Raw genomic sequence first — 17,043 nt, forward strand, 5'->3', positions numbered from 1 at the left:
TCACTCTCTCTTCATGTCCGAGCCTGAAGCCGGTTGCCAGACCCACGCACGCCGGGCAGCGGGAACATAGCCCGCGACATGCGAGCAATCGCCACTCTGCGAGCCGAACACCGTCCACTGCGTGACCTTCCAGACTTCGTTGCGGTGAAGCGACGCGCCGGCGAGGACGCAGCTGTTCCAGGGAGCGACCACGAATTGAATATCGTAGCAACCAGGCACGATGCGTGAGACCGTATGAAATCGCGAGGGCGGCAACGCCCCGGCAAACTGATCCGGGCCCCACTGCCCTGCGTCGCATGGCGAAATGTAGAGGTGCTGCAGCGGTGTGTTCGAGGCGTTGACGATGGTGAATTCAGCCGCATCGGCAGCAGACGAGAGCATCGCCGCCATCGCCGTCACAACGAGCCGTTGATAGGATGAGCGATGCATGTGAGGCGAACGCACTGCGGACATTCATTGCAGCTGCCGCGTGGCAGGCAGCCAACGATAGCATCGCGCCATTGCAGTTTTATGGCGTTTCCCGTTGTGATTGTCTCGCTCGCAATGCGATGCGTGAATGCCTGCGCAGCGTTGCACGTTCGTTGCGAGCCATTCGGCTGAGCTTGGATTTCGCGTTGCGCGAGATGAGCTGATGGGACTTCGCGCAGGCTGAGCACACCTGGTGGACTGCGACGATTCACGCTGCCCTAACGTGCAGAAATTTTTCTGCGCATGGATCGGATTTCAGTTCAACATTCAGCGATCGCAAATTTGAGAACCGCGTCGTGATGGCGCGGATGATCCGCAGACGCGCCCGCGATGTCGATCGGGTCTCGACCGACCTCCACGCCGCACATGATCGCCGGCGCGTCGTCGAGCGACCGGGCCGGTGCTTGTTGTGCACAGCCAATCCGGTCAGATTTGAACGACGCTCAATTCTACGCCGGCGCACGACTCGGCGCGCGCCGACCATGGAAACGACGCGGCGCAGAATTTGTGGGTAATGGCAAATCCGCTTCCCGAATGCCGGCCAGGGCCCGGTCTCGCGAGCGGTAGAATTTCTATAATCAAATCAATTACTTGTGCGATGGCTGGGCGGGAGGGATCGAACCTCCGAATGGCGGAATCAAAATCCGCGAGGATCTTGAGCAGTATCAACGTCGGTTCTGAATTGCAGGCCATTTCGGCGGCTAATCAGATCAAGAGGTTACTGGGCAATTCAGAATGCTTCGGGAAAGGAAATGGCCTGATCTCCCTGCGCCAAATATCGCGAGAGATAGCAGCAGCCGGCCACACGACTCCAAAGGGCCTTCCAAACTCCGCCTCGGCGGTCTCCACGATGATCCAAGGCCGTCAGATCCACGACAGCATGCCCGAAAGCGGTCCGCCAAAATGCGCAGGGCCAGGTCAAGCTCTGATTCCAGGGTGCGGATCAGACTCCAGCGGGTATTCACGGTTAAGTAGCCCGGGCAATTCAACCTTAGTGGCGCGACGATCTTGGTACTAACCCGCGGCTGCACCCATTCCTGACACCGTGCTGTATGGGTCGCTCAACAAACACCCAGGGGTATCCAACATGCGGCAGTATCCGAGCCCAATCGCAGTTGCGGCCACAACGTGCGGAGAGCCACCTCACCCCAAGGAACACGGACTGTAAACAGCACGGCCGCATACGCCAGCAGGGAGGGGGTCAGCCACTTCAGGAAAAAGACGTAGCGATGATATGGCACGAGGACCTGAAGCAGGAGCGTCGTGACTGCAAAGGCGATTGCCATCGCGCGTCGATCTAATCCCGTGACGAGTTCGCCGACTTCCCCAATGGCAGCGACATCGGCGCCGATATTGAGCGTGTTCGCAATCAGCAGGAGCAGGACCACACCCTTCAGCACGACGGGCGGGAACGCCGCCCTGACATTCGCTGCCAGGCCACGACCGGTGACTCGCCCGATCCGGCCGCACATCGATTGAACGGCGGCCATGAGGGGATACGCCAGCGGCATGGTCCACAGCATGTTCAGGCCAAACTGGGCCCCCGCCTGAGAGTAGGTGGCAATGCCGCTGGGATCATCATCGGCCACGCCGGTGATCAGTCCGGGACCCAGTCGCGCCAGCGGATGGTTTTTCAATCGCGCCCAGCGGGATCGGAACGTGCTTCCACGCGCGGCAGTCCGCTCATCCGTCAGTTCGACCATGCCAGCTCCCGGCGCTGCTGTCTTGCGATGTCCAGCGCGCTTTCATGCCTGGCGCGGAGCCGGCGTCCCGTGGGCACAGAGGCTCATCGATAGCGCCTATCTCATCCGCGTCTCCGCGCACACTACGAGCCTGCTGCGCAAGGGCGTCGTATCCAGCCGCTATCTTCATGAAATGATCCTGGATAGCCAGGTCCTGATAGCGGCTCGCCTGCCGCCTCGTCCGCTCGGCACGAGATGCCCAGTAATCCGCATCGTTCTGCCGATTTTCGGACCGCGGTCCCTCGCTTTTCACCTCAGCCTCGCTTTTGTCGCCTGTCGTGCCCCATGGACAAACTGATTCGCCAAGAGAGGCGTTTGGCTTGTCGAAGACGCTCCTGCCTGGCGAGCGCTTCCAGAATATGCCGCTCTTCCGGTCACTGGATTGAGCTGAGTCACCACCCCCTCTGCCGTCACACCACCTACCCGGATTGAGCCACGTCAATCGCGCTAACCGCTACACATGCGATAAGCGGCGACATCGACCGGAGGCGATGTTACATGCGCCATACATTCACCTCATGGCTTCGCTGGCTAACCCTTTTTGGATGGCGGGATATCGCGTCGGCTCCGTTCGGCTGCGTAATCGAGCTTGCGGTGATTGATGGCGGACGTCAGCCGCTCGGCGTCCCCTGCATCCGCCACACCGAGGGGTGGCTGGACGCCGCCACGATGCAACCTGTTACCGTGTCGGCGACGCACTGGCGCTACTGGCGCCCTGACGTGCTGCCGATGTGCTGCTGCTGACGACGATGCGGTTCGGCGCTATCAACCGACTGGTCGCAGTCCTGTTTCTCCGCTCGCGGGTGCCGCAATCGCGGCGGACGGACTGGACACTCCTGCTGGCGCTCGCCTGCACCGCGTTGACGATCGCATCGGCGGTTTCACTGGTGCATTTTCATTATTTGGACTGACCCTGACCGCTGACGGGCTCATCGTCGGCGATGGCGCGCCATGCCGCGCCATCGAGGTCGTCATATTGGCCGCTCTTGAGCGACCACAGGAAGCCGAGCAGCCCGGCAAAGCCAAGTGCGAGCGCCAGCGGCACCAGAATGACCAGAACTTCCATCAGCCCGTCTCCGTCGTTCGTGCTCTCAGCGCGTTCAGCATCACGATCACCGATGAACCCGACATCGCCGCCGCGGCGATCAGCGGTGTGACCAGGCCGGCGATCGCGATCGGCACGGCCAGCACGTTGTAGACGACGGCAAGCCAGAGATTTTGCCGCATCAGCCGCAGCGCCTTGCGGGACACCTTGACGGCGGCCAGCACTGGCGCCAAGCGTTCGCCAAGGAAAACTGCGTCCGCGACCGCCTGACTCACATGCGTGGCCGTGACGGGCGACATCGAGGCGTGCGCGGCAGCCAGCGCCGGCGCATCGTTCAAGCCATCGCCGACCATCAGTACCTTGCAGCCTTGGCGCGCCAGCTCCTCGATCCGGTCGATCTTGTCGACCGGAGACACCCCGGCACGCCATTCATGCACGCCGAGCGCCTCGGCCGCGAGCCGGACTGCAGGTTCGCGATCTCCGGACACGATCTCGACGGCGATGCCCATGCGCGCCAGCCCTGCCACCACATCGGCCGCGTCCGGCCGCAGCCGTTGCCGAACCGCGAAGGCATATCTGCTTTCGCCATACCTGAATGCGACGACGGATGCTTCCGTATCGTGACACAGGATCTCGTCAGCGAGGTCATCCGCGCCGCAGAATGACGGGCGGCCCAGCCGGATCGGACGCCCCTCGTAAAGGCCGTAGACACCCTGCCCCGGCTCTTCCTGGATATCGGGCAACGGTGAGGCCGCACCCGCCTTGCGCGCGACCGCGGCAGCGACCGGATGACGACTCGAAAGCGCCAGCCGGCCTGCAAGCTTCACGACATCGTCCGGGATTTCCGCGAGATTGGCGACATCGAGCTCGGGCAGTGTCAATGTACCTGTCTTGTCGAAGATCACCCGGTCAATCTCGGCAATCCGCTCGATCGCATCGCCGGCGTTGAGCAGCACGCCCGAGCCGAACAGCGCGCCGGACGCGACGGTCTGCACCGCCGGAATGGCAAGACCCAGTGCGCAGGGACAGGTGATGATCAAGACTGCAATCGCTGTCACGATCGAATCATGAAAGCTCGCGCCGTAGGCCAGCCAGCCCAGCATCGTGAGCAACGCGGTCGCGTGCACCACCGGGGCATAGAGCCTCGAAGCCCGCTCCGCCAGTCGAAGATAGCGCGAGCGCGCCTGCAACGCACGATCGAGCAGCTCAGATATCTCATCCAGCAATGTACCACCCGAGGCGGCCGATGCGCGGACGCGCAGTGTTCCGGTACGGATCAGCGTGCCCGCGAACACAGCGCTGCCAGGCGTCGCCATCGCCGGCAGGGTCTCGCCCGTGATCAGGCTCTGGTCGACCTCCGAGCGGCCCTCGATCACGTTGCCGTCGACCGAACAACGCTCGCCGGGCCGCAGCAGCACGATGTCGCCGGGCCGGATCGCAGCCGCCGGGACCGTTCTGATCTCGGTCGGACTGATGAACTTCGTCGCCGTCTCCGCCTTGAGGGCAGCCAGGTTGCCGGCAAAGGCACGGGTACGCCGCCGCATGTTCTGGTCGAGGTAGCGGCCAGCGAGCAGGAATGCGATCAGCATGATCGCGGCATCGAAATAGGCGTGTTCGGCGTGATTGAGGGTCTCGATCACCGAGGTCGCCAGCGCGAGCACGATGCCGATGCTGATCGGCACGTCCATGTTGACGCCGCGTGCCCGCAGCGCTGACAGCGCCGACGAAAAGAAGGGCTGCGCCGAATGGGCGGCGGCCGGCAGCACGATCAGCGCCGACAGCCAGTGAAAGAAGTCGCGCTGTTCCGGCAGCATGTCGGAGACGTTGCCGGACCATACCGGGACCGACAGCATCATGACGTTCATCGCGGCAAAGGCCGCGACGCCCAGTCGTCGCAGCAAGCCTTGCGCGCGCTGCGCTTCCAGCGTTTCGGCATCATTCCGCTCGAACGGATAGGCCTTGTAGCCGAGCTCCGCGAGCCGGCTTACGAACAGCGCCGGATCAAGTGCACCCGCCTTCCATTCCAGTGCCAGGCGGCTGTCGGTCAGGTTTACGCGGGCCGAGGTGACGTCCGGTATGGTTGAAAGGTCGCGCTCGATCTTGGCCATGCAGCCCGCGCAATTGATGCCCTCGACTGCGAGATCGAGATGGATGAGCCCAGTGCCCGCGCTCTTCAGATAGTGAGAGAAATCGATATCCGCCTGCATGAGATGCACCCTCATTTCAGCAGGATTCGGTTCTTCGACAGGAACATGCGGCGGCCATCAGCGTCGCCCTCGATTACGAGGTCCCACTGCCCCGCGGCGACGCCCTCGGCGCGGCCGCTATAGCTCCCACCCCCAGCCTCACTGATCTCGATCGCCCGGTCGGCGCGACGATCGATCGGCCGCTCGAGCCGAGCGAGAAAACTCATTCCCGTCAGAGGCGCGCCTGCGTGGTCGCGCGCATTGAGTGCAATCGCGGCGCTGCCATCAGACCGCCGATCGATATGCGCCTGGATCTGCCAGTCGCGCTCATTCTGCTGTCTTGCCGCGTCGATCTCGCGCTGATAAGCGAGGCTGGCGCTATAGGCGCTGTCGACTTCCGTGCCCGGAAGCGTCGTGATGGCAAGGCGCATCATGACCATGTTCACGCTGATGACGACGGCAAAGAACACGATCGTCGTGACCAGGACGAAACGTCCGGTGATGGGTCGCGCGATTGGGCTTGAGGCCGCCATGGTGAAATTCCGTGGTTAGGGAAGGACGAAGTGATCGGTCGCCGAGGCGACCTCTCCGAGACCGATGTCGGTGACGCGGAACGTGACCGGCACCGACTTTTCCGCTTTTTCATCTAGCGGTGCCGTCACCAGCACGCGAAGTTCGGTGGTGGTGTCGCGGCCAAGGACGATCATCGGACGGTCTGGCGTCACTGAGTCCGCACCGATGACATGCAGCTTCGCGTCGGCCGGTCCATCGACATCGATCGCGATCACACGATCAAAGCCGCGCTTGTTGAGGAAGCGCAGCGTGTATCCGTTGCGGATCGAGCCGTCGCTGAGACGCACCGCGATCGGGTTGCGGTCGTGCAGCACGTTGACGTCGAGCAGGGTTCGCGACATCAACGCGTAAGCCATCACCGCGCAGACGACGGTGATCAGGCTGGCGTAGACGACGGTACGGGCGCGAACGGGCTTGAAAATCTCCTGCTTGCCGGCAACGCGCCGCTGAACGTTGATATCGTTGTCGTAACCGATCAGACCGGTCTTGCGGCTGACCTTGGTCATGACGGCGTCACAGGCGTCGATGCACAGCCCGCACTGGATGCAGCCAAGCTGCGCGCCATCACGGATGTCGATTCCGGTCGGGCACACGGCAACGCACTGGTTGCAATCGATGCAATCGCCGGCCTTCTCGCCGAGCGAGCGAATGTCGAACGCCTTCTTGACCGAGCAACGCGGCTCACCGCGATCGTATTTGTATGTGACGTTGAGTGCCCACTCGTCGGTCAGCGCGGCCTGGATCCGCGGCCACGGGCACATATAGACGCAGACCTGCTCGCGCATATAGCCGGCCAGCAGATAGGTCGACGCGGTCAGCATCGCGATCCAGACATAGGCGATCGCCGGCGCCTGAAAGGTCGCAAGGTCGCGCACCAGGGTCGGCGCATCGGCGAAGTAGAGCACCCAGGCGCCACCGGTCCACCACGCGATCATCAGCCAGATCGCGTGCTTCAACGCTCGGCGACCGGCTCGCTTTGCGGTCATTGGGCCAGCGTCGGCCTTCATCTGCGCACGACGGTCGCCTTCGACCAGCCGCTCGACCGCATAGAACAGATCGGTCCAGACCGTCTGCGGGCAGAGATAGCCGCACCAGATCCGCCCACCCAGCGCATTCATCAGGAACAAGGCGAGCGCCGCCAGCACCAAAAGGCCGGTGAAATAGTAGATTTCCTGCGGCCACAGCTCGATGAAGAAGAAATAGAAGCGTCGGTTTGGAAAATCGATCAGGACCGCCTGGTCGGGCGCGCCGAGGCCCCGATGCCAGCGCACGAACGGCAGCAGATAGTAGACGCCGAGACAGACGGCCATCAGCCGCCATTTGATCGAGCGGAATCGGCCTGAGACGCTCTGCGGATATACCTTCTTGCGGGACGCGTAGAGCGGCCCGTCTTCGTCGGTTATGAGTTCATCAGGCGACACGGGCTTGTTCATGGGTTGCTCGAGTGAGGCTCTGGTTGAAACCTACATCCCCGCACCATGTCCGGGTTTGACCTCGGTCAATGAACCCGGACTCCCTCGCGGTGGCTGCTACTTGCCGCCCCCTAGCGAGTGCACATAGACCGTCAGCGCCTTGACGGTGACCGGGTCCAGCCGGCCGACCCAGGCCGGCATGACGCCGGCGCGGCCGTTGGTGATGGTCTCGACCAGCGTCTCCTCGTCGGAGCCATAGAGCCAGATCTGGTCGGTCAGATTCGGCGCGCCGAGTTCCGGGTTGCCCTTGCCGTTGTCACCGTGGCAGCTGGTGCAGTTCTCGGTGAAGAGCTTCTTCCCGGCGGCGGGGTCGAACTTCGGCGCGGTGGAAAGGCCGGAAAGGGAGCGCACATAGTTCGCGACGGTCACGATCTCGTCCTTCTTGAGGACGCCGTCGCGGCCGAATGCCAGCATCTGCCCTTCATGGGCCTTTGCGTGCCCCGAGCGTGCGCCGAACTGGATGGTCTGCATGATCTGGTCAAGCGAACCGCCCCACAGCCAGTCGTCGTCGTTCAGATTCGGATAGCCCTTTGCACCCGCGCCGCCACTGCCGTGGCAGGGTGCACAATTGTCGGCGAACACGGTCTTGCCGCGGGCACGCGCCAGCGCCAGCAAGGCCGGATCCTTTTCGATGTCGGCCAGCGACGCATTGCCGAGCACCGCCATCTTCTCGCCGCGCAGCTTCTCGAGATCGGCAAGGTCGGTCGCGACACTGGCGCGGGTGGAATATTGGAACAGACCGGTGGTGTAGCCCGAGACCAGCGGCCAGGCCGGATAGACGACCCAATAGCCGATCGCCCAGATGATCGTCGCATAGAATGTCAGGACCCACCACCGCGGCAGCGGCGTGTTCAGCTCCTTGATGCCATCCCATTCATGACCAGTCGTGCTGCGGCCGGAAACGCGGTCGATCTCATTGTGCTCGCTCATGATCGGTCAGTCCTCCCGCAGCGGCATCCGGGCCGCGGCGTCGAAGAGAGATTTGTTGCGGGGCCACAGCGCGTAGGCGACGATGGCGATGAAGATTCCAACGAAGATGGGCGTCCAGAGAGTGCCGACCAGGCTCGACACAATATTCTCGACTTGAACGATCGCTTTCATGCTCGTGCCCTCAGCGCAGATTGGCTTTTTCGTTGTAAAGCTTGAAGTCGACGAGCGTGCCGAGCATCTGCAGGTAGGCAATCAGCGCGTCGAGCTCGGTCGGATTACCGGCCTTGCCGTCGAAGTTACGGACCACCGCCTTCGGATAGCGCTTCTGGAACGCGTCGGAGCCCGGGCCGTCGGGGTCGACCTGTGCTTTCAGATCGGCGGCCGCGTTGGCGATCTGCTCGTCGGTATAGGGCACGCCGACCGCGCGGTTGGTCCGCAGATGAGCCGCAGCGTCGGACGGGTCGAGCTCCGTCCTGGCGAGCGCCGGGTACCCGGGCATCACTGACTGCGGCACGATCGAGCGCGGATTGATCAGGTGCGTGACGTGCCAGTCGTCGGAATACTTGCCGCCGACGCGCGCGAGATCCGGTCCGGTGCGTTTGGAGCCCCACTGGAACGGATGGTCGTACATGCTCTCGGCGGCGAGCGAATAGTGCCCGTAGCGCTCGACCTCGTCGCGCAGCGGCCGGATCATCTGCGAATGGCAGAGATAGCAGCCCTCGCGGACATAGATGTTGCGGCCGGCGAGCTCGAGCGGCGTATAGGGCCGTACGCCATCGACCGCCTCGATCGTGCTCTTCAGGTAGAACAACGGCGTGATCTCGACCAAGCCGCCGATGGCAATGACGACGAGAATGCCGACGATCAGGATGATCGAGTTCTTCTCAAAGATCTTGTGTCTGTTCCAGAGAAACATGTCGTGACCTATTCGGCAGGCTGGAGAGCACCGGCGCCCTCGGTTTCGCTGGCCCGGCCAGCATTGACCGTCATCCAGAGATTGAAGGCCATGATCAAGGCGCCGACCAGGAATAGCGCGCCGCCGGCCGCGCGGATGATGTAGAAGGGATGCATGGCCTCGACGGACTCGATGAAGGAGTATTCGAGGAAGCCGAGCGAGGTGTAGGCGCGCCACATCAGGCCCTGCAGGATTCCCGACACCCACATCGCGGAAATGTAGAGCACGATGCCGATCGTCGAGATCCAGAAGTGCCAGTTGACGAGCTTCAGGCTGTAGAGCTGGCGATTCCAGAGCCACGGGACGAGGCAGTACAGCGCGCCGAACGAGACGAAGCCGACCCAGCCCAATGCGCCGGAATGCACGTGGCCGATGGTCCAGTCGGTGTAGTGGCTCAGCGAATTGACAACCTTGATCGACATCATCGGGCCTTCGAAGGTCGACATGCCGTAGAAGGCGACCGAAACCACCATCATGCGCAGCACGGGATCGGTGCGCAGCTTGTCCCAGGCTCCCGACAGCGTCATCAGGCCGTTGATCATGCCGCCCCAGGACGGCATCCAGAGCATTATCGAGAACGTCATGCCGAGCGTCTGCGCCCAGTCCGGCAGCGCCGTGTAGTGCAGATGATGCGGGCCGGCCCAGATGTAGAGGAAGATCAGCGCCCAGAAATGAATGATCGACAGCCGGTAGGAATAGACCGGACGCTCCGCCCGCTTCGGAATGAAGTAGTACATGATCGCCAGGAAGCCGGCGGTCAGGAAGAAGCCGACCGCATTGTGGCCGTACCACCACTGGAACATCGCATCCTGCACGCCGCCCCAGGCGATGTAGGACTTCGAGCCGAGGAAGGAGACCGGCAGCGCGGGGTTGTTGCCGAGATGCAGCACCGCGATCGTGATGATGAACGCCAGGTAGAACCAGTTCGCGACGAAGATATGCGGCTCCTTGCGCTTCACCAGCGTCATCAGGAACACGAGCAGATACGTCACCCAGACGATCGTCAGCCAGAGGTCGGCGTACCACTCCGGCTCGGCGTATTCCTTCGACTGGGTGACGCCGAGCAGGTAGCCCGTGCCGGCGATCAGGATGAAGAAGTTGTAGCCGACCACGACGAACCAGGGCGACAGGTCGCCTGCAAGACGCGTGCGGCAGGTCTTTTGCACAACATAGAACGACGTTGCGATCAGGACGTTACCGCCGAACGCGAAGATCACGGCCGACGTATGCAGCGGCCGCAGGCGGCCGAATGTCGTCCAGGGCAGATCGAAATTGAGCACCGGCCACGCCAGCTGCATCGCGATGATGAGACCCACTGTGAAACCCGCGATGCCCCAGAACATCGCCATGGCTGAGGCGAACTTGATCGGGCCGAGATTGTAATTGGGGCGCCCGCCGATCTCCGCCGGAGGCAGCTGGGCCGGACGGTCAAGGTAGCGATTGCCGATCATGATCACGGAGATCAGGCTGGCGGCACAAGCAAGCGACGCGTGAAAGCTGAACGCCGCATCGTGCCCCATCGCCGCGCCGAGAAAGCTAACGAAGGCGAAAACTGCGAGTGCCGACGTCAAGCCGGCTTCGCCCATCGTCATCGACTTTGAAACGGATGATGGACCTGTCATGTGGAGGCTTTCTTTGGCTGCGATGACGTCATGGAAACCACAATCTCCCTGCCAGCCGCTTGATCGGTATCAATTCCCGCGCCATGCCGCGTGCCGCTGGCGCCGCGGCTCAGCGCGGTCAGGGTCAATTCGTTCGGACAATATTTTGCCGGGCTGGCCCGCCGCTCCCGCGCGAGATCCTCGGCACAACGTGCCTTCTCACGGCATAGACCGCACACCCGCTGCAGATCACGCAACACATCGCAATGGGAAGACGCGAGCATCTGCTCGGACAGACCTGCGTGCTCAAGACGCTTGCTTAGCAACTCCGGCGAGCCTTGCTCGCAGGCAAGCGCACGGAGATCCGACGTCGAGAGATTGAGCTCGTGAGAGATCTCGTCGACCTCTCGAGGAGTCATGAGATCGAATTCGTGTCGCCGAGCAAGAAATGCTCGCAAGCGGGCTAGAAGATTCTCGAATTGCGGCGAGCTATTGCCAGCTGATCGGTCGGTCATTTCTCAAGCCCCGTTTCGGTCTCTACCTCTAGCGGAAGGACCCGATCTCCGATTTGATCTCGGTCAAACACGCGATGTCGCGGCAATCGATCGCGACCGCCGCCGAAGATCGTTAGCCGCCCCAGGCTGATTGCAATGCCGGCGGCGTTCGAAGCTCCATGGAGTCGGCAAAGATCGTCCAGTCGCGAACACCCTTCTGTCTGCAGAAGTCGGCCTCGGCCAGCTGTGCGGCCGCAGAAAGCGAGGCGGCGTCGATCTTGAACGCTGCCTGGCAGGCGCGATGTTCGTGGCCGGTATCGTCGCAAACCGTTTTGATGAAGCGAACGTCAAATGATGGCATGGCACCCTCGCATGGGCTGATTCCTTGTTGCTGACGCTGCCATCAGTGCGGGACGCCCGTATTGATCTGTCGCAACGGCTTGCTCTGTGTTGCCGATGTCTCGTTGCAGAGAATATCGACGGCGAGCAGGGCCTTGAACGATCTCGATCCCGCGGACCACGCACATTTCGTGCGCCTCACGTGATCAGGAACGACAACCGGACCGAACGAGGTACTATTTGTGGCGAGGTTTCCAGTTTGCGGATGACGGCTGGACTGCCGGTATTGATGTCGCCTTTCGGCTAACTGTCCATCCGGCGGCAACGATCGCGAAGCCGACGATCGCGCAGATCGCAAGCAGCGTTGCGGCGAATCCCACGACATCGGCGCTGACCACCGCGGTCGCGATCAACGGGGTCAGTATGAATGCGGGGCGAACGATCATCCAACCATCTCCTTCGCCGCTTGGGCGGCAGCCGCTCGCTCGTCCTCCGCGGACTGGATATAGAAGCCGGAATAGGTGTCGACATAGCACAGATGATCGTGCACTTCCTTGACGCCGGCGGCATTCTCCGCGGCGACAATCGCCGCCTGCCTGGCCCGCTCATCCATGATGACCCCACGGAGATGCACCACGCCGTCGCGCACCGAGACTTGCAGTCCGAGCGGACACCAGTTTGCACCGTCGAGTGCCCGTACGATGCGATCGTGGATGTGCTCGTCATCCGCCGTGGGATCCGGAATCTGGTGCGCGATGGACGCTACTGCCCGCAGCAGGTCCGCGCGTGTCACGAGGCCAACGAGGCGCCCGTCGTTCATCACCGGCAGCCGCTTGACGCCCTTCTTCTCCATGAGATCGACCAGATCAGGCAGAGGCGTTTCGTCCGTCACGGTGACGGGATCGCACGACATGATCTCTCCGACCTTCCGCCCGCGCTCGTGGACGAAGTCCGCGGCTGCATAGCCGGAGCCGAGAAAGAACTGAAACCAGCGGCCACGCCGACGTTGCGTGCCGATCTCGCTTCGCCGCAGAAAATCGCTCTCCGACAGGATTCCGACCAGTCTTCCAGCCGCATCGACCACCGGCAGGCCGCTGATATGGTGATCCATCATCAGCTTCGCGGCGTCGAGAATGGATGTCTCGGATCCGACAGTGATGACGTGTCTCGCCATGATCTGATGTGCGCGCATTGCCGTTCTCCTTCCCTCGCCTGCCACCAAGGTCACACGCAATCCGCTCATCTGCTTTGATCTCCCTCAACGCCTGCGCTTGACGGAAATCAAGGCGACGCGACCGATGATCGACGATGCTGACGCCCTGTCAGGAGATCAAAATCATGTTGCAGAACCTGCTTGCCTCGATGGGAGTACTGGCGATTGCCGTCGTGACGTTCGCCAGGATGCGCTTGCCGCCAAGGCGGCCGCTCAGGCAGCCCGCCAGGTCAAACACCCACCATCTCCGTCGGCGCCGACCGTTCTAGGCCGCCGCTTGCCCCGATCCGACCGCCCGACCGGAATTTGACCTGCATCAAAACGGAGCGCCGCGCTACCGTTAAGGATGCTCATCCGTCAGGATCGTGCAAATGGCAGACATAAGGGCTTGGCGCCCCATCATCTTCTCGTGTCCAAATACCGGCGATCGAGTTCAGGGCTTGCTACCCGCCGACGCATCCGAGCCCCTGGCTGACGAGCTGCACTCGATCTCCTGCGCTGCCTGCGACGGCATCCACTTCATCAATCTGCGAACCGGTGCCGTCGTCAGTCCCAAGCGCAGCTAGCCTGGTCGCGAGAACCATGCGCGCCAGAAGCTATCGAGTTGACACGCGTCAACGCGCAGGAGCCGCCCGCATGAGAAGCAATGCTCCCCACAACGAAGGATGTTGGACATGACAGACCATAGCGAAGCCCGTCCCGTCTCCGACGCCATCCAGTGCTACGCGAAGCGGGCGATGGCGGTCCAGTCGGAATTCTCGGAGAAACTGATCGAGGCAAACCGGCACTGGTTCGAGCAGATCCAGATCGAATCGAACGAAGCCTGGGAGCTTTTCCGCAGGTTCAATTCCACCGCCTCGGTGGCGGAGAAGATCACGGCTCTGCAGGACTGGGCCAAGGGCGTCACCGCGCGCGGCGCGAACGACGCGACGTACGCGATCGAGACCGCACGTTCGCTGGGAACGATCGAGCTGAACCTGCTCGCACGAAAGGCCGGCGGTGTCGACGAGGCTATTCAGAAGGCTGCCTGACGTGCCGGCACGCGACGCTCTCGAGCGCCCAGGGGCCGGCGCCAGCGCCACATGGGAGGGGGTCGCGACGGCCCCCTTCGGTCGAGATCTTGAACTCGCCGTGATTGAGGGCAACGCCATTCACAAGCTCATCTTTCCATGCCGCCGCATCCCGGGCGGCTGGGTAAAGGCGGAGACCGCCGAACGCATCCTGGTGCAGCCGACGCATTGGCGTGCCTGGATCAGATAGACCTGTCACCGCCGCCGTGGCCGGCTCGTGCCGAGCGCCGGTGGCTTCGGCCGTCCGAACGTTGTAGTATCGATCCAGCTGGGGGCTTCGCCGGGGAAATATGTCCGATCGCATCTGGTACCGCTATGGCACTGCCGTGGCAGCGGCCGCGCTCGTATTCGCGGTGCGCGCGGGGCTCGATAATTATTTCGAAGACCGGACCTTCACGATCATCTTCGTGCCCGCCGTACTGTTCGCGGCATTCACCGGGGGCCGTGGCCCGGCGATCCTCACCACCCTGCTCTGCCTCATCGTCAGCGCCAAATTCCTCGGCAACAGCCTGGTCACTGAACCCGCGAATCTGATGGATATCGCTTGCTTTGCCATCCTCGGCCCGGTCCTCGGCTTCATGGGCGACCGGCTGTTGAGGGAAAGCGATCAGGCGCGAAATCGACAGGCCCATCTGCAATCGATTCTGGACACGGTCCCTGACGCCATGATCGTCATCGACGACCACGGTATCATTCGCTCCTTCAGCGCGGCAGCCGAGCGCCTGTTTGGCTGGAATGCGGACCAGGTCGTCGGACAGAACGTTTCGAGCCTGATGCCCCAACCGTATCGCGGCGAGCACGACCGGTACCTCGAACGTTACCTTACGACGGGCGAACGGCGCATCATCGGCATTGGCCGCATCGTGGTCGGAGAACGGAGCGACGGCTCAACCTTTCCGATGGAGCTCGCCGTCGGCGAGGCCAAGGTACGCGGAGAGCGCTTTTTCACCGGCTTTATCCGCGATCTCACCGAGCGCCGCGCGCAGGAACGGCGGCTTCAGGAGCTGCAGTCCGAGCTGGTCCATGTGTCGCGACTGACCGCCATGGGGGAGATGGCGTCCTCAATCGCGCATGAGATCAACCAGCCGCTCTCGGCCATCACGAACTACATGCGCGGTGCGAGGGCGCTGCTGGCGCCGGAAACGCCGGAAGCTGCCCGCATCCGGGACGCGCTCGAGCGGGCCGCGCAGCAAGCGCTACGGGCCGGCGACATCATCAAGCGCCTGCGCGAATTCGTCGCCAAGGGCGAAACGCAACACTCCCTGGAGAGCCCCGCCACCCTGCTCGAAGAGGCCGTCGCGCTTGCGCTGCTCGGCGCCAAGGAGCAGGGGATTCGGGTGGCGATCCGCAGCGACCGGGACATGCCCTCGATTGTCGTCGACAAGATCCAGATTCAGCAGGTCGTGCTCAACCTCGTTCGCAATGCGATCGAGGCGATGGCCTCCAGCCCGCGCCGCGAATTGACCGTCGGCGTCACCAAGGCTAACGGTGTAGCGACGTTCACCATTGCCGATACCGGTCCCGGCATCAGCCCTGACATCGCCGACCGCCTGTTTCAGCCCTTTATCACGACAAAGGAGCATGGCATGGGCGTCGGCCTCTCGATCTGCCGGACCATCATCGAATCCCATGGTGGACGCATCGATGTAATGCCAAATTCTGGAGGCGGCACGGTTTTTCAGTTCATCCTCCCGTTCGCGGAGGACGGAGAAGAAGCATGACGACGCGGCGTACAATTCTTGTCATCGACGACGATCCGGCGATGCGGGACTCACTGGCCTTCCTGCTCGATGTCAACGGCTTTGCCGTCACGACCTACGAAACGGCAACCGAATTTCTCGATCATTTCGCCAATAGCACGGTCGACTGCATCGTATCCGACATACGCATGCCCGGCATGAGCGGCCTTGAGCTCGTCCGCAAACTCAAGGCTGACGCAGCGGCATGCCCCGTCATCCTGATGACTGGCCATGGCGACGTCGCACTTGCGGTCGAGGCAATGAAAGCTGGCGCGGTTGACTTCATCGAAAAGCCGTTCGAGGACGAAGCGCTGTTGCGTGCGATCGGCGAAGCCCTGCAAACGCAGTCGGCGGGATCGGCCGACGGTACGGTCAAGCGCGAGGCCGAAGCTCGTCTGGTGGACCTCTCGCCGCGCGAACGTGACGTCCTGCGAGGGCTCGTTGCAGGCAAGATCAACAAGGTGATCGCCCACGACCTTGGCATCAGCCCGCGCACGGTCGAGGTCTACAGGGCGAACCTGATGGCCAAGACCAATGTCCGCAGCATGTCGGAGCTGATGCGGATCGCGATCGCTGCCGGGCTCTAGCCGAGCAGCCAACGCTCCCCGAGGCATAAGTAATTGTACGTAATTTCAATTGGGCATCGCCGGTACAATAGTCCGCGGATCGCCCAATCGAGTTACAGCAAAACTCACGTAGAATCCCCTATCGGAATCCTGCAGCAGAGCTCATTTTTCGCATAGCGACGAGCAGGGCGATCCATCGTCAATCCGATGAAAATGTTGCGTCCGGGCGAATCGGGCTGCCCACCATGTGGGCCGACATCAATCGCCGATCAGCGCTCGTGCATGCTGTCGCGCGACCGCAAGGCGACCGAGTAGCTGGTCGTGCTGCTGCTGCAGCTTCGTCCTGACCGCTCCGGCCGGACACCCGGCGACCAAACCGCTGATCTGGAGCAGTTGCAGTTCGAGCATCAACAACACTTGACGGAAGGAATGGCGAATGTCCGCTCCCGACGCCACCTCTTCGCGGTTCGCCCGACGCGATTCCGGAAAGTGCACGAGGTTTCCCATTGCCCTGACCAGCCCATATTCGAGAGGAGGAAGCTCAATGGCAAGCAAGCTCCCTTACGAGCCCACCAACAGAAACGAGATGCGCCTATTTCGCCTTGATCCGGATCAAACGAAATGAGCTGAGGCAGATCAAGATAGCCGCC

At 62.4% G+C, this 17,043-nt stretch carries 20 protein-coding genes; 5 read left to right on the forward strand and 15 right to left on the reverse strand.

Translation table 11 applies throughout. The features are described 5' to 3' along the window. Positions 1–390, reverse strand: a complete 390-nt coding sequence (locus Q0030_RS07780) for a hypothetical protein (protein ID WP_298365004.1) — start codon at positions 388–390, stop codon at positions 1–3. A 1,139-nt stretch (positions 391–1,529) separates the two neighbouring features. Further along, positions 1,530–2,171 carry a divalent metal cation transporter gene (locus Q0030_RS07785; RefSeq protein WP_298365005.1) on the reverse strand — a complete coding sequence of 214 codons (642 nt, stop codon included), beginning with the start codon at positions 2,169–2,171 and terminating at the stop codon, positions 1,530–1,532. A gap of 537 nt (positions 2,172–2,708) precedes the next feature. Here Q0030_RS07785 and Q0030_RS07790 point away from each other — a divergent pair. Both Q0030_RS07790 and Q0030_RS07795 read left to right on the forward strand, forming a co-directional pair. Continuing rightward, positions 2,709–2,954 (forward strand): hypothetical protein, encoded by a 246-nt coding sequence (locus Q0030_RS07790; protein WP_298365007.1) that lies wholly within the window; start codon positions 2,709–2,711, stop codon positions 2,952–2,954. Continuing rightward, positions 2,942–3,121 (forward strand): hypothetical protein, encoded by a 180-nt coding sequence (locus Q0030_RS07795; protein WP_298365009.1) that lies wholly within the window; start codon positions 2,942–2,944, stop codon positions 3,119–3,121. The genes Q0030_RS07790 and Q0030_RS07795 overlap by 13 nt, the downstream gene beginning before the upstream one ends. Here the strand turns inward: Q0030_RS07795 and ccoS are convergent. From ccoS to Q0030_RS07855, 12 genes are all read right to left on the reverse strand, one after another. After that, on the reverse strand, positions 3,109–3,276 hold the full coding sequence (gene ccoS, locus Q0030_RS07800) for a cbb3-type cytochrome oxidase assembly protein CcoS (protein ID WP_212313114.1): 168 nt from the start codon (positions 3,274–3,276) through the stop codon (positions 3,109–3,111). The genes Q0030_RS07795 and ccoS overlap by 13 nt on opposite strands. Beyond that, positions 3,276–5,462: a heavy metal translocating P-type ATPase gene (locus Q0030_RS07805; RefSeq protein WP_298365022.1), complete on the reverse strand. Its 2,187-nt coding sequence runs from the start codon at positions 5,460–5,462 to the stop codon at positions 3,276–3,278. Before Q0030_RS07805 ends, ccoS begins: the two co-directional genes overlap by 1 nt. An 11-nt stretch (positions 5,463–5,473) precedes the next feature. Continuing rightward, the gene (locus Q0030_RS07810) at positions 5,474–5,974 is read right to left on the reverse strand and encodes a FixH family protein (protein WP_298365029.1); all 501 of its coding nucleotides are present in this window, start codon (positions 5,972–5,974) and stop codon (positions 5,474–5,476) included. Positions 5,975–5,989: 15 nt separating this feature from the next. Continuing rightward, on the reverse strand, positions 5,990–7,447 hold the full coding sequence (gene ccoG / locus Q0030_RS07815) for a cytochrome c oxidase accessory protein CcoG (RefSeq protein ID WP_298365049.1): 1,458 nt from the start codon (positions 7,445–7,447) through the stop codon (positions 5,990–5,992). 96 nt (positions 7,448–7,543) lie between these two features. Further along, positions 7,544–8,416: a cytochrome-c oxidase, cbb3-type subunit III gene (ccoP, locus tag Q0030_RS07820; RefSeq protein WP_298365051.1), complete on the reverse strand. Its 873-nt coding sequence runs from the start codon at positions 8,414–8,416 to the stop codon at positions 7,544–7,546. A 6-nt stretch (positions 8,417–8,422) separates the two neighbouring features. Further along, a complete protein-coding gene (locus tag Q0030_RS07825) occupies positions 8,423–8,587 on the reverse strand; it encodes a cbb3-type cytochrome c oxidase subunit 3 (RefSeq protein WP_298365059.1) in 165 nt (54 codons plus the stop codon). A 10-nt stretch (positions 8,588–8,597) separates the two neighbouring features. Next, positions 8,598–9,332: a cytochrome-c oxidase, cbb3-type subunit II gene (gene ccoO / locus Q0030_RS07830; protein ID WP_298365061.1), complete on the reverse strand. Its 735-nt coding sequence runs from the start codon at positions 9,330–9,332 to the stop codon at positions 8,598–8,600. 8 nt (positions 9,333–9,340) lie between these two features. After that, a complete protein-coding gene (gene ccoN, locus Q0030_RS07835; protein WP_298365066.1) occupies positions 9,341–10,993 on the reverse strand; it encodes a cytochrome-c oxidase, cbb3-type subunit I in 1,653 nt (550 codons plus the stop codon). Next, positions 10,990–11,487, reverse strand: a complete 498-nt coding sequence (locus Q0030_RS07840; RefSeq protein WP_298365069.1) for a hypothetical protein — start codon at positions 11,485–11,487, stop codon at positions 10,990–10,992. Before Q0030_RS07840 ends, ccoN begins: the two co-directional genes overlap by 4 nt. Positions 11,488–11,599: 112 nt before the next feature. Beyond that, on the reverse strand, positions 11,600–11,827 hold the full coding sequence (locus tag Q0030_RS07845) for a hypothetical protein (RefSeq protein WP_298365071.1): 228 nt from the start codon (positions 11,825–11,827) through the stop codon (positions 11,600–11,602). A gap of 420 nt (positions 11,828–12,247) precedes the next feature. Beyond that, complete coding sequence (locus Q0030_RS07850; protein WP_298365073.1) at positions 12,248–12,997, reverse strand: CBS domain-containing protein; 750 nt, start codon at positions 12,995–12,997, stop codon at positions 12,248–12,250. A gap of 130 nt (positions 12,998–13,127) precedes the next feature. Next, the gene (locus Q0030_RS07855; protein ID WP_298365076.1) at positions 13,128–13,256 is read right to left on the reverse strand and encodes a hypothetical protein; all 129 of its coding nucleotides are present in this window, start codon (positions 13,254–13,256) and stop codon (positions 13,128–13,130) included. Between the two features lie 436 nt (positions 13,257–13,692). On the opposite strand from Q0030_RS07855, the gene Q0030_RS07860 reads away from it, so the two are divergent. The 3 genes from Q0030_RS07860 to fixJ all read left to right on the forward strand — a co-directional run bounded on the left by Q0030_RS07860 (position 13,693) and on the right by fixJ (position 16,414). Beyond that, positions 13,693–14,049, forward strand: coding sequence for a hypothetical protein (locus Q0030_RS07860; protein WP_298365078.1), 357 nt, complete (start codon positions 13,693–13,695; stop codon positions 14,047–14,049). Between the two features lie 329 nt (positions 14,050–14,378). Continuing rightward, the gene (locus tag Q0030_RS07870) at positions 14,379–15,809 is read left to right on the forward strand and encodes a PAS domain S-box protein (protein WP_298365097.1); all 1,431 of its coding nucleotides are present in this window, start codon (positions 14,379–14,381) and stop codon (positions 15,807–15,809) included. Further along, on the forward strand, positions 15,806–16,414 hold the full coding sequence (gene fixJ, locus Q0030_RS07875; protein ID WP_298365119.1) for a response regulator FixJ: 609 nt from the start codon (positions 15,806–15,808) through the stop codon (positions 16,412–16,414). Before Q0030_RS07870 ends, fixJ begins: the two co-directional genes overlap by 4 nt. Before the next feature lie 237 nt (positions 16,415–16,651). On the opposite strand, the gene Q0030_RS07880 is transcribed toward fixJ, so the two are convergent. Next, on the reverse strand, positions 16,652–16,900 hold the full coding sequence (locus tag Q0030_RS07880; protein WP_298365122.1) for a hypothetical protein: 249 nt from the start codon (positions 16,898–16,900) through the stop codon (positions 16,652–16,654). Positions 16,901–17,043 lie beyond the last annotated feature (143 nt).

This window comes from uncultured Bradyrhizobium sp., assembly GCF_947648125.1.
GTDB lineage: Bacteria > Pseudomonadota > Alphaproteobacteria > Rhizobiales > Xanthobacteraceae > Bradyrhizobium.

What these genes read in the sequence shown, in the direction of transcription:
- Q0030_RS07780 (WP_298365004.1), bottom strand. Translation starts at nt 390, where the DNA reads ATGGCGGCGATGCTCTCGTCTGCTGCCGATGCGGCTGAATTCACCATC.
- Q0030_RS07785 (WP_298365005.1), bottom strand. Translation starts at nt 2,171, where the DNA reads ATGGTCGAACTGACGGATGAGCGGACTGCCGCGCGTGGAAGCACGTTC.
- Q0030_RS07790 (WP_298365007.1), top strand. Translation starts at nt 2,709, where the DNA reads ATGCGCCATACATTCACCTCATGGCTTCGCTGGCTAACCCTTTTTGGA.
- ccoS (WP_212313114.1), bottom strand. Translation starts at nt 3,276, where the DNA reads ATGGAAGTTCTGGTCATTCTGGTGCCGCTGGCGCTCGCACTTGGCTTT.
- Q0030_RS07805 (WP_298365022.1), bottom strand. Translation starts at nt 5,462, where the DNA reads ATGCAGGCGGATATCGATTTCTCTCACTATCTGAAGAGCGCGGGCACT.
- Q0030_RS07810 (WP_298365029.1), bottom strand. Translation starts at nt 5,974, where the DNA reads ATGGCGGCCTCAAGCCCAATCGCGCGACCCATCACCGGACGTTTCGTC.
- ccoG (WP_298365049.1), bottom strand. Translation starts at nt 7,447, where the DNA reads ATGAACAAGCCCGTGTCGCCTGATGAACTCATAACCGACGAAGACGGG.
- ccoP (WP_298365051.1), bottom strand. Translation starts at nt 8,416, where the DNA reads ATGAGCGAGCACAATGAGATCGACCGCGTTTCCGGCCGCAGCACGACT.
- Q0030_RS07825 (WP_298365059.1), bottom strand. Translation starts at nt 8,587, where the DNA reads ATGAAAGCGATCGTTCAAGTCGAGAATATTGTGTCGAGCCTGGTCGGC.
- ccoO (WP_298365061.1), bottom strand. Translation starts at nt 9,332, where the DNA reads ATGTTTCTCTGGAACAGACACAAGATCTTTGAGAAGAACTCGATCATC.
- ccoN (WP_298365066.1), bottom strand. Translation starts at nt 10,993, where the DNA reads ATGACAGGTCCATCATCCGTTTCAAAGTCGATGACGATGGGCGAAGCC.
- Q0030_RS07840 (WP_298365069.1), bottom strand. Translation starts at nt 11,487, where the DNA reads ATGACCGACCGATCAGCTGGCAATAGCTCGCCGCAATTCGAGAATCTT.
- Q0030_RS07845 (WP_298365071.1), bottom strand. Translation starts at nt 11,827, where the DNA reads ATGCCATCATTTGACGTTCGCTTCATCAAAACGGTTTGCGACGATACC.
- Q0030_RS07850 (WP_298365073.1), bottom strand. Translation starts at nt 12,997, where the DNA reads ATGCGCGCACATCAGATCATGGCGAGACACGTCATCACTGTCGGATCC.
- Q0030_RS07860 (WP_298365078.1), top strand. Translation starts at nt 13,693, where the DNA reads ATGACAGACCATAGCGAAGCCCGTCCCGTCTCCGACGCCATCCAGTGC.
- Q0030_RS07870 (WP_298365097.1), top strand. Translation starts at nt 14,379, where the DNA reads ATGTCCGATCGCATCTGGTACCGCTATGGCACTGCCGTGGCAGCGGCC.
- fixJ (WP_298365119.1), top strand. Translation starts at nt 15,806, where the DNA reads ATGACGACGCGGCGTACAATTCTTGTCATCGACGACGATCCGGCGATG.
- Q0030_RS07880 (WP_298365122.1), bottom strand. Translation starts at nt 16,900, where the DNA reads ATGGGAAACCTCGTGCACTTTCCGGAATCGCGTCGGGCGAACCGCGAA.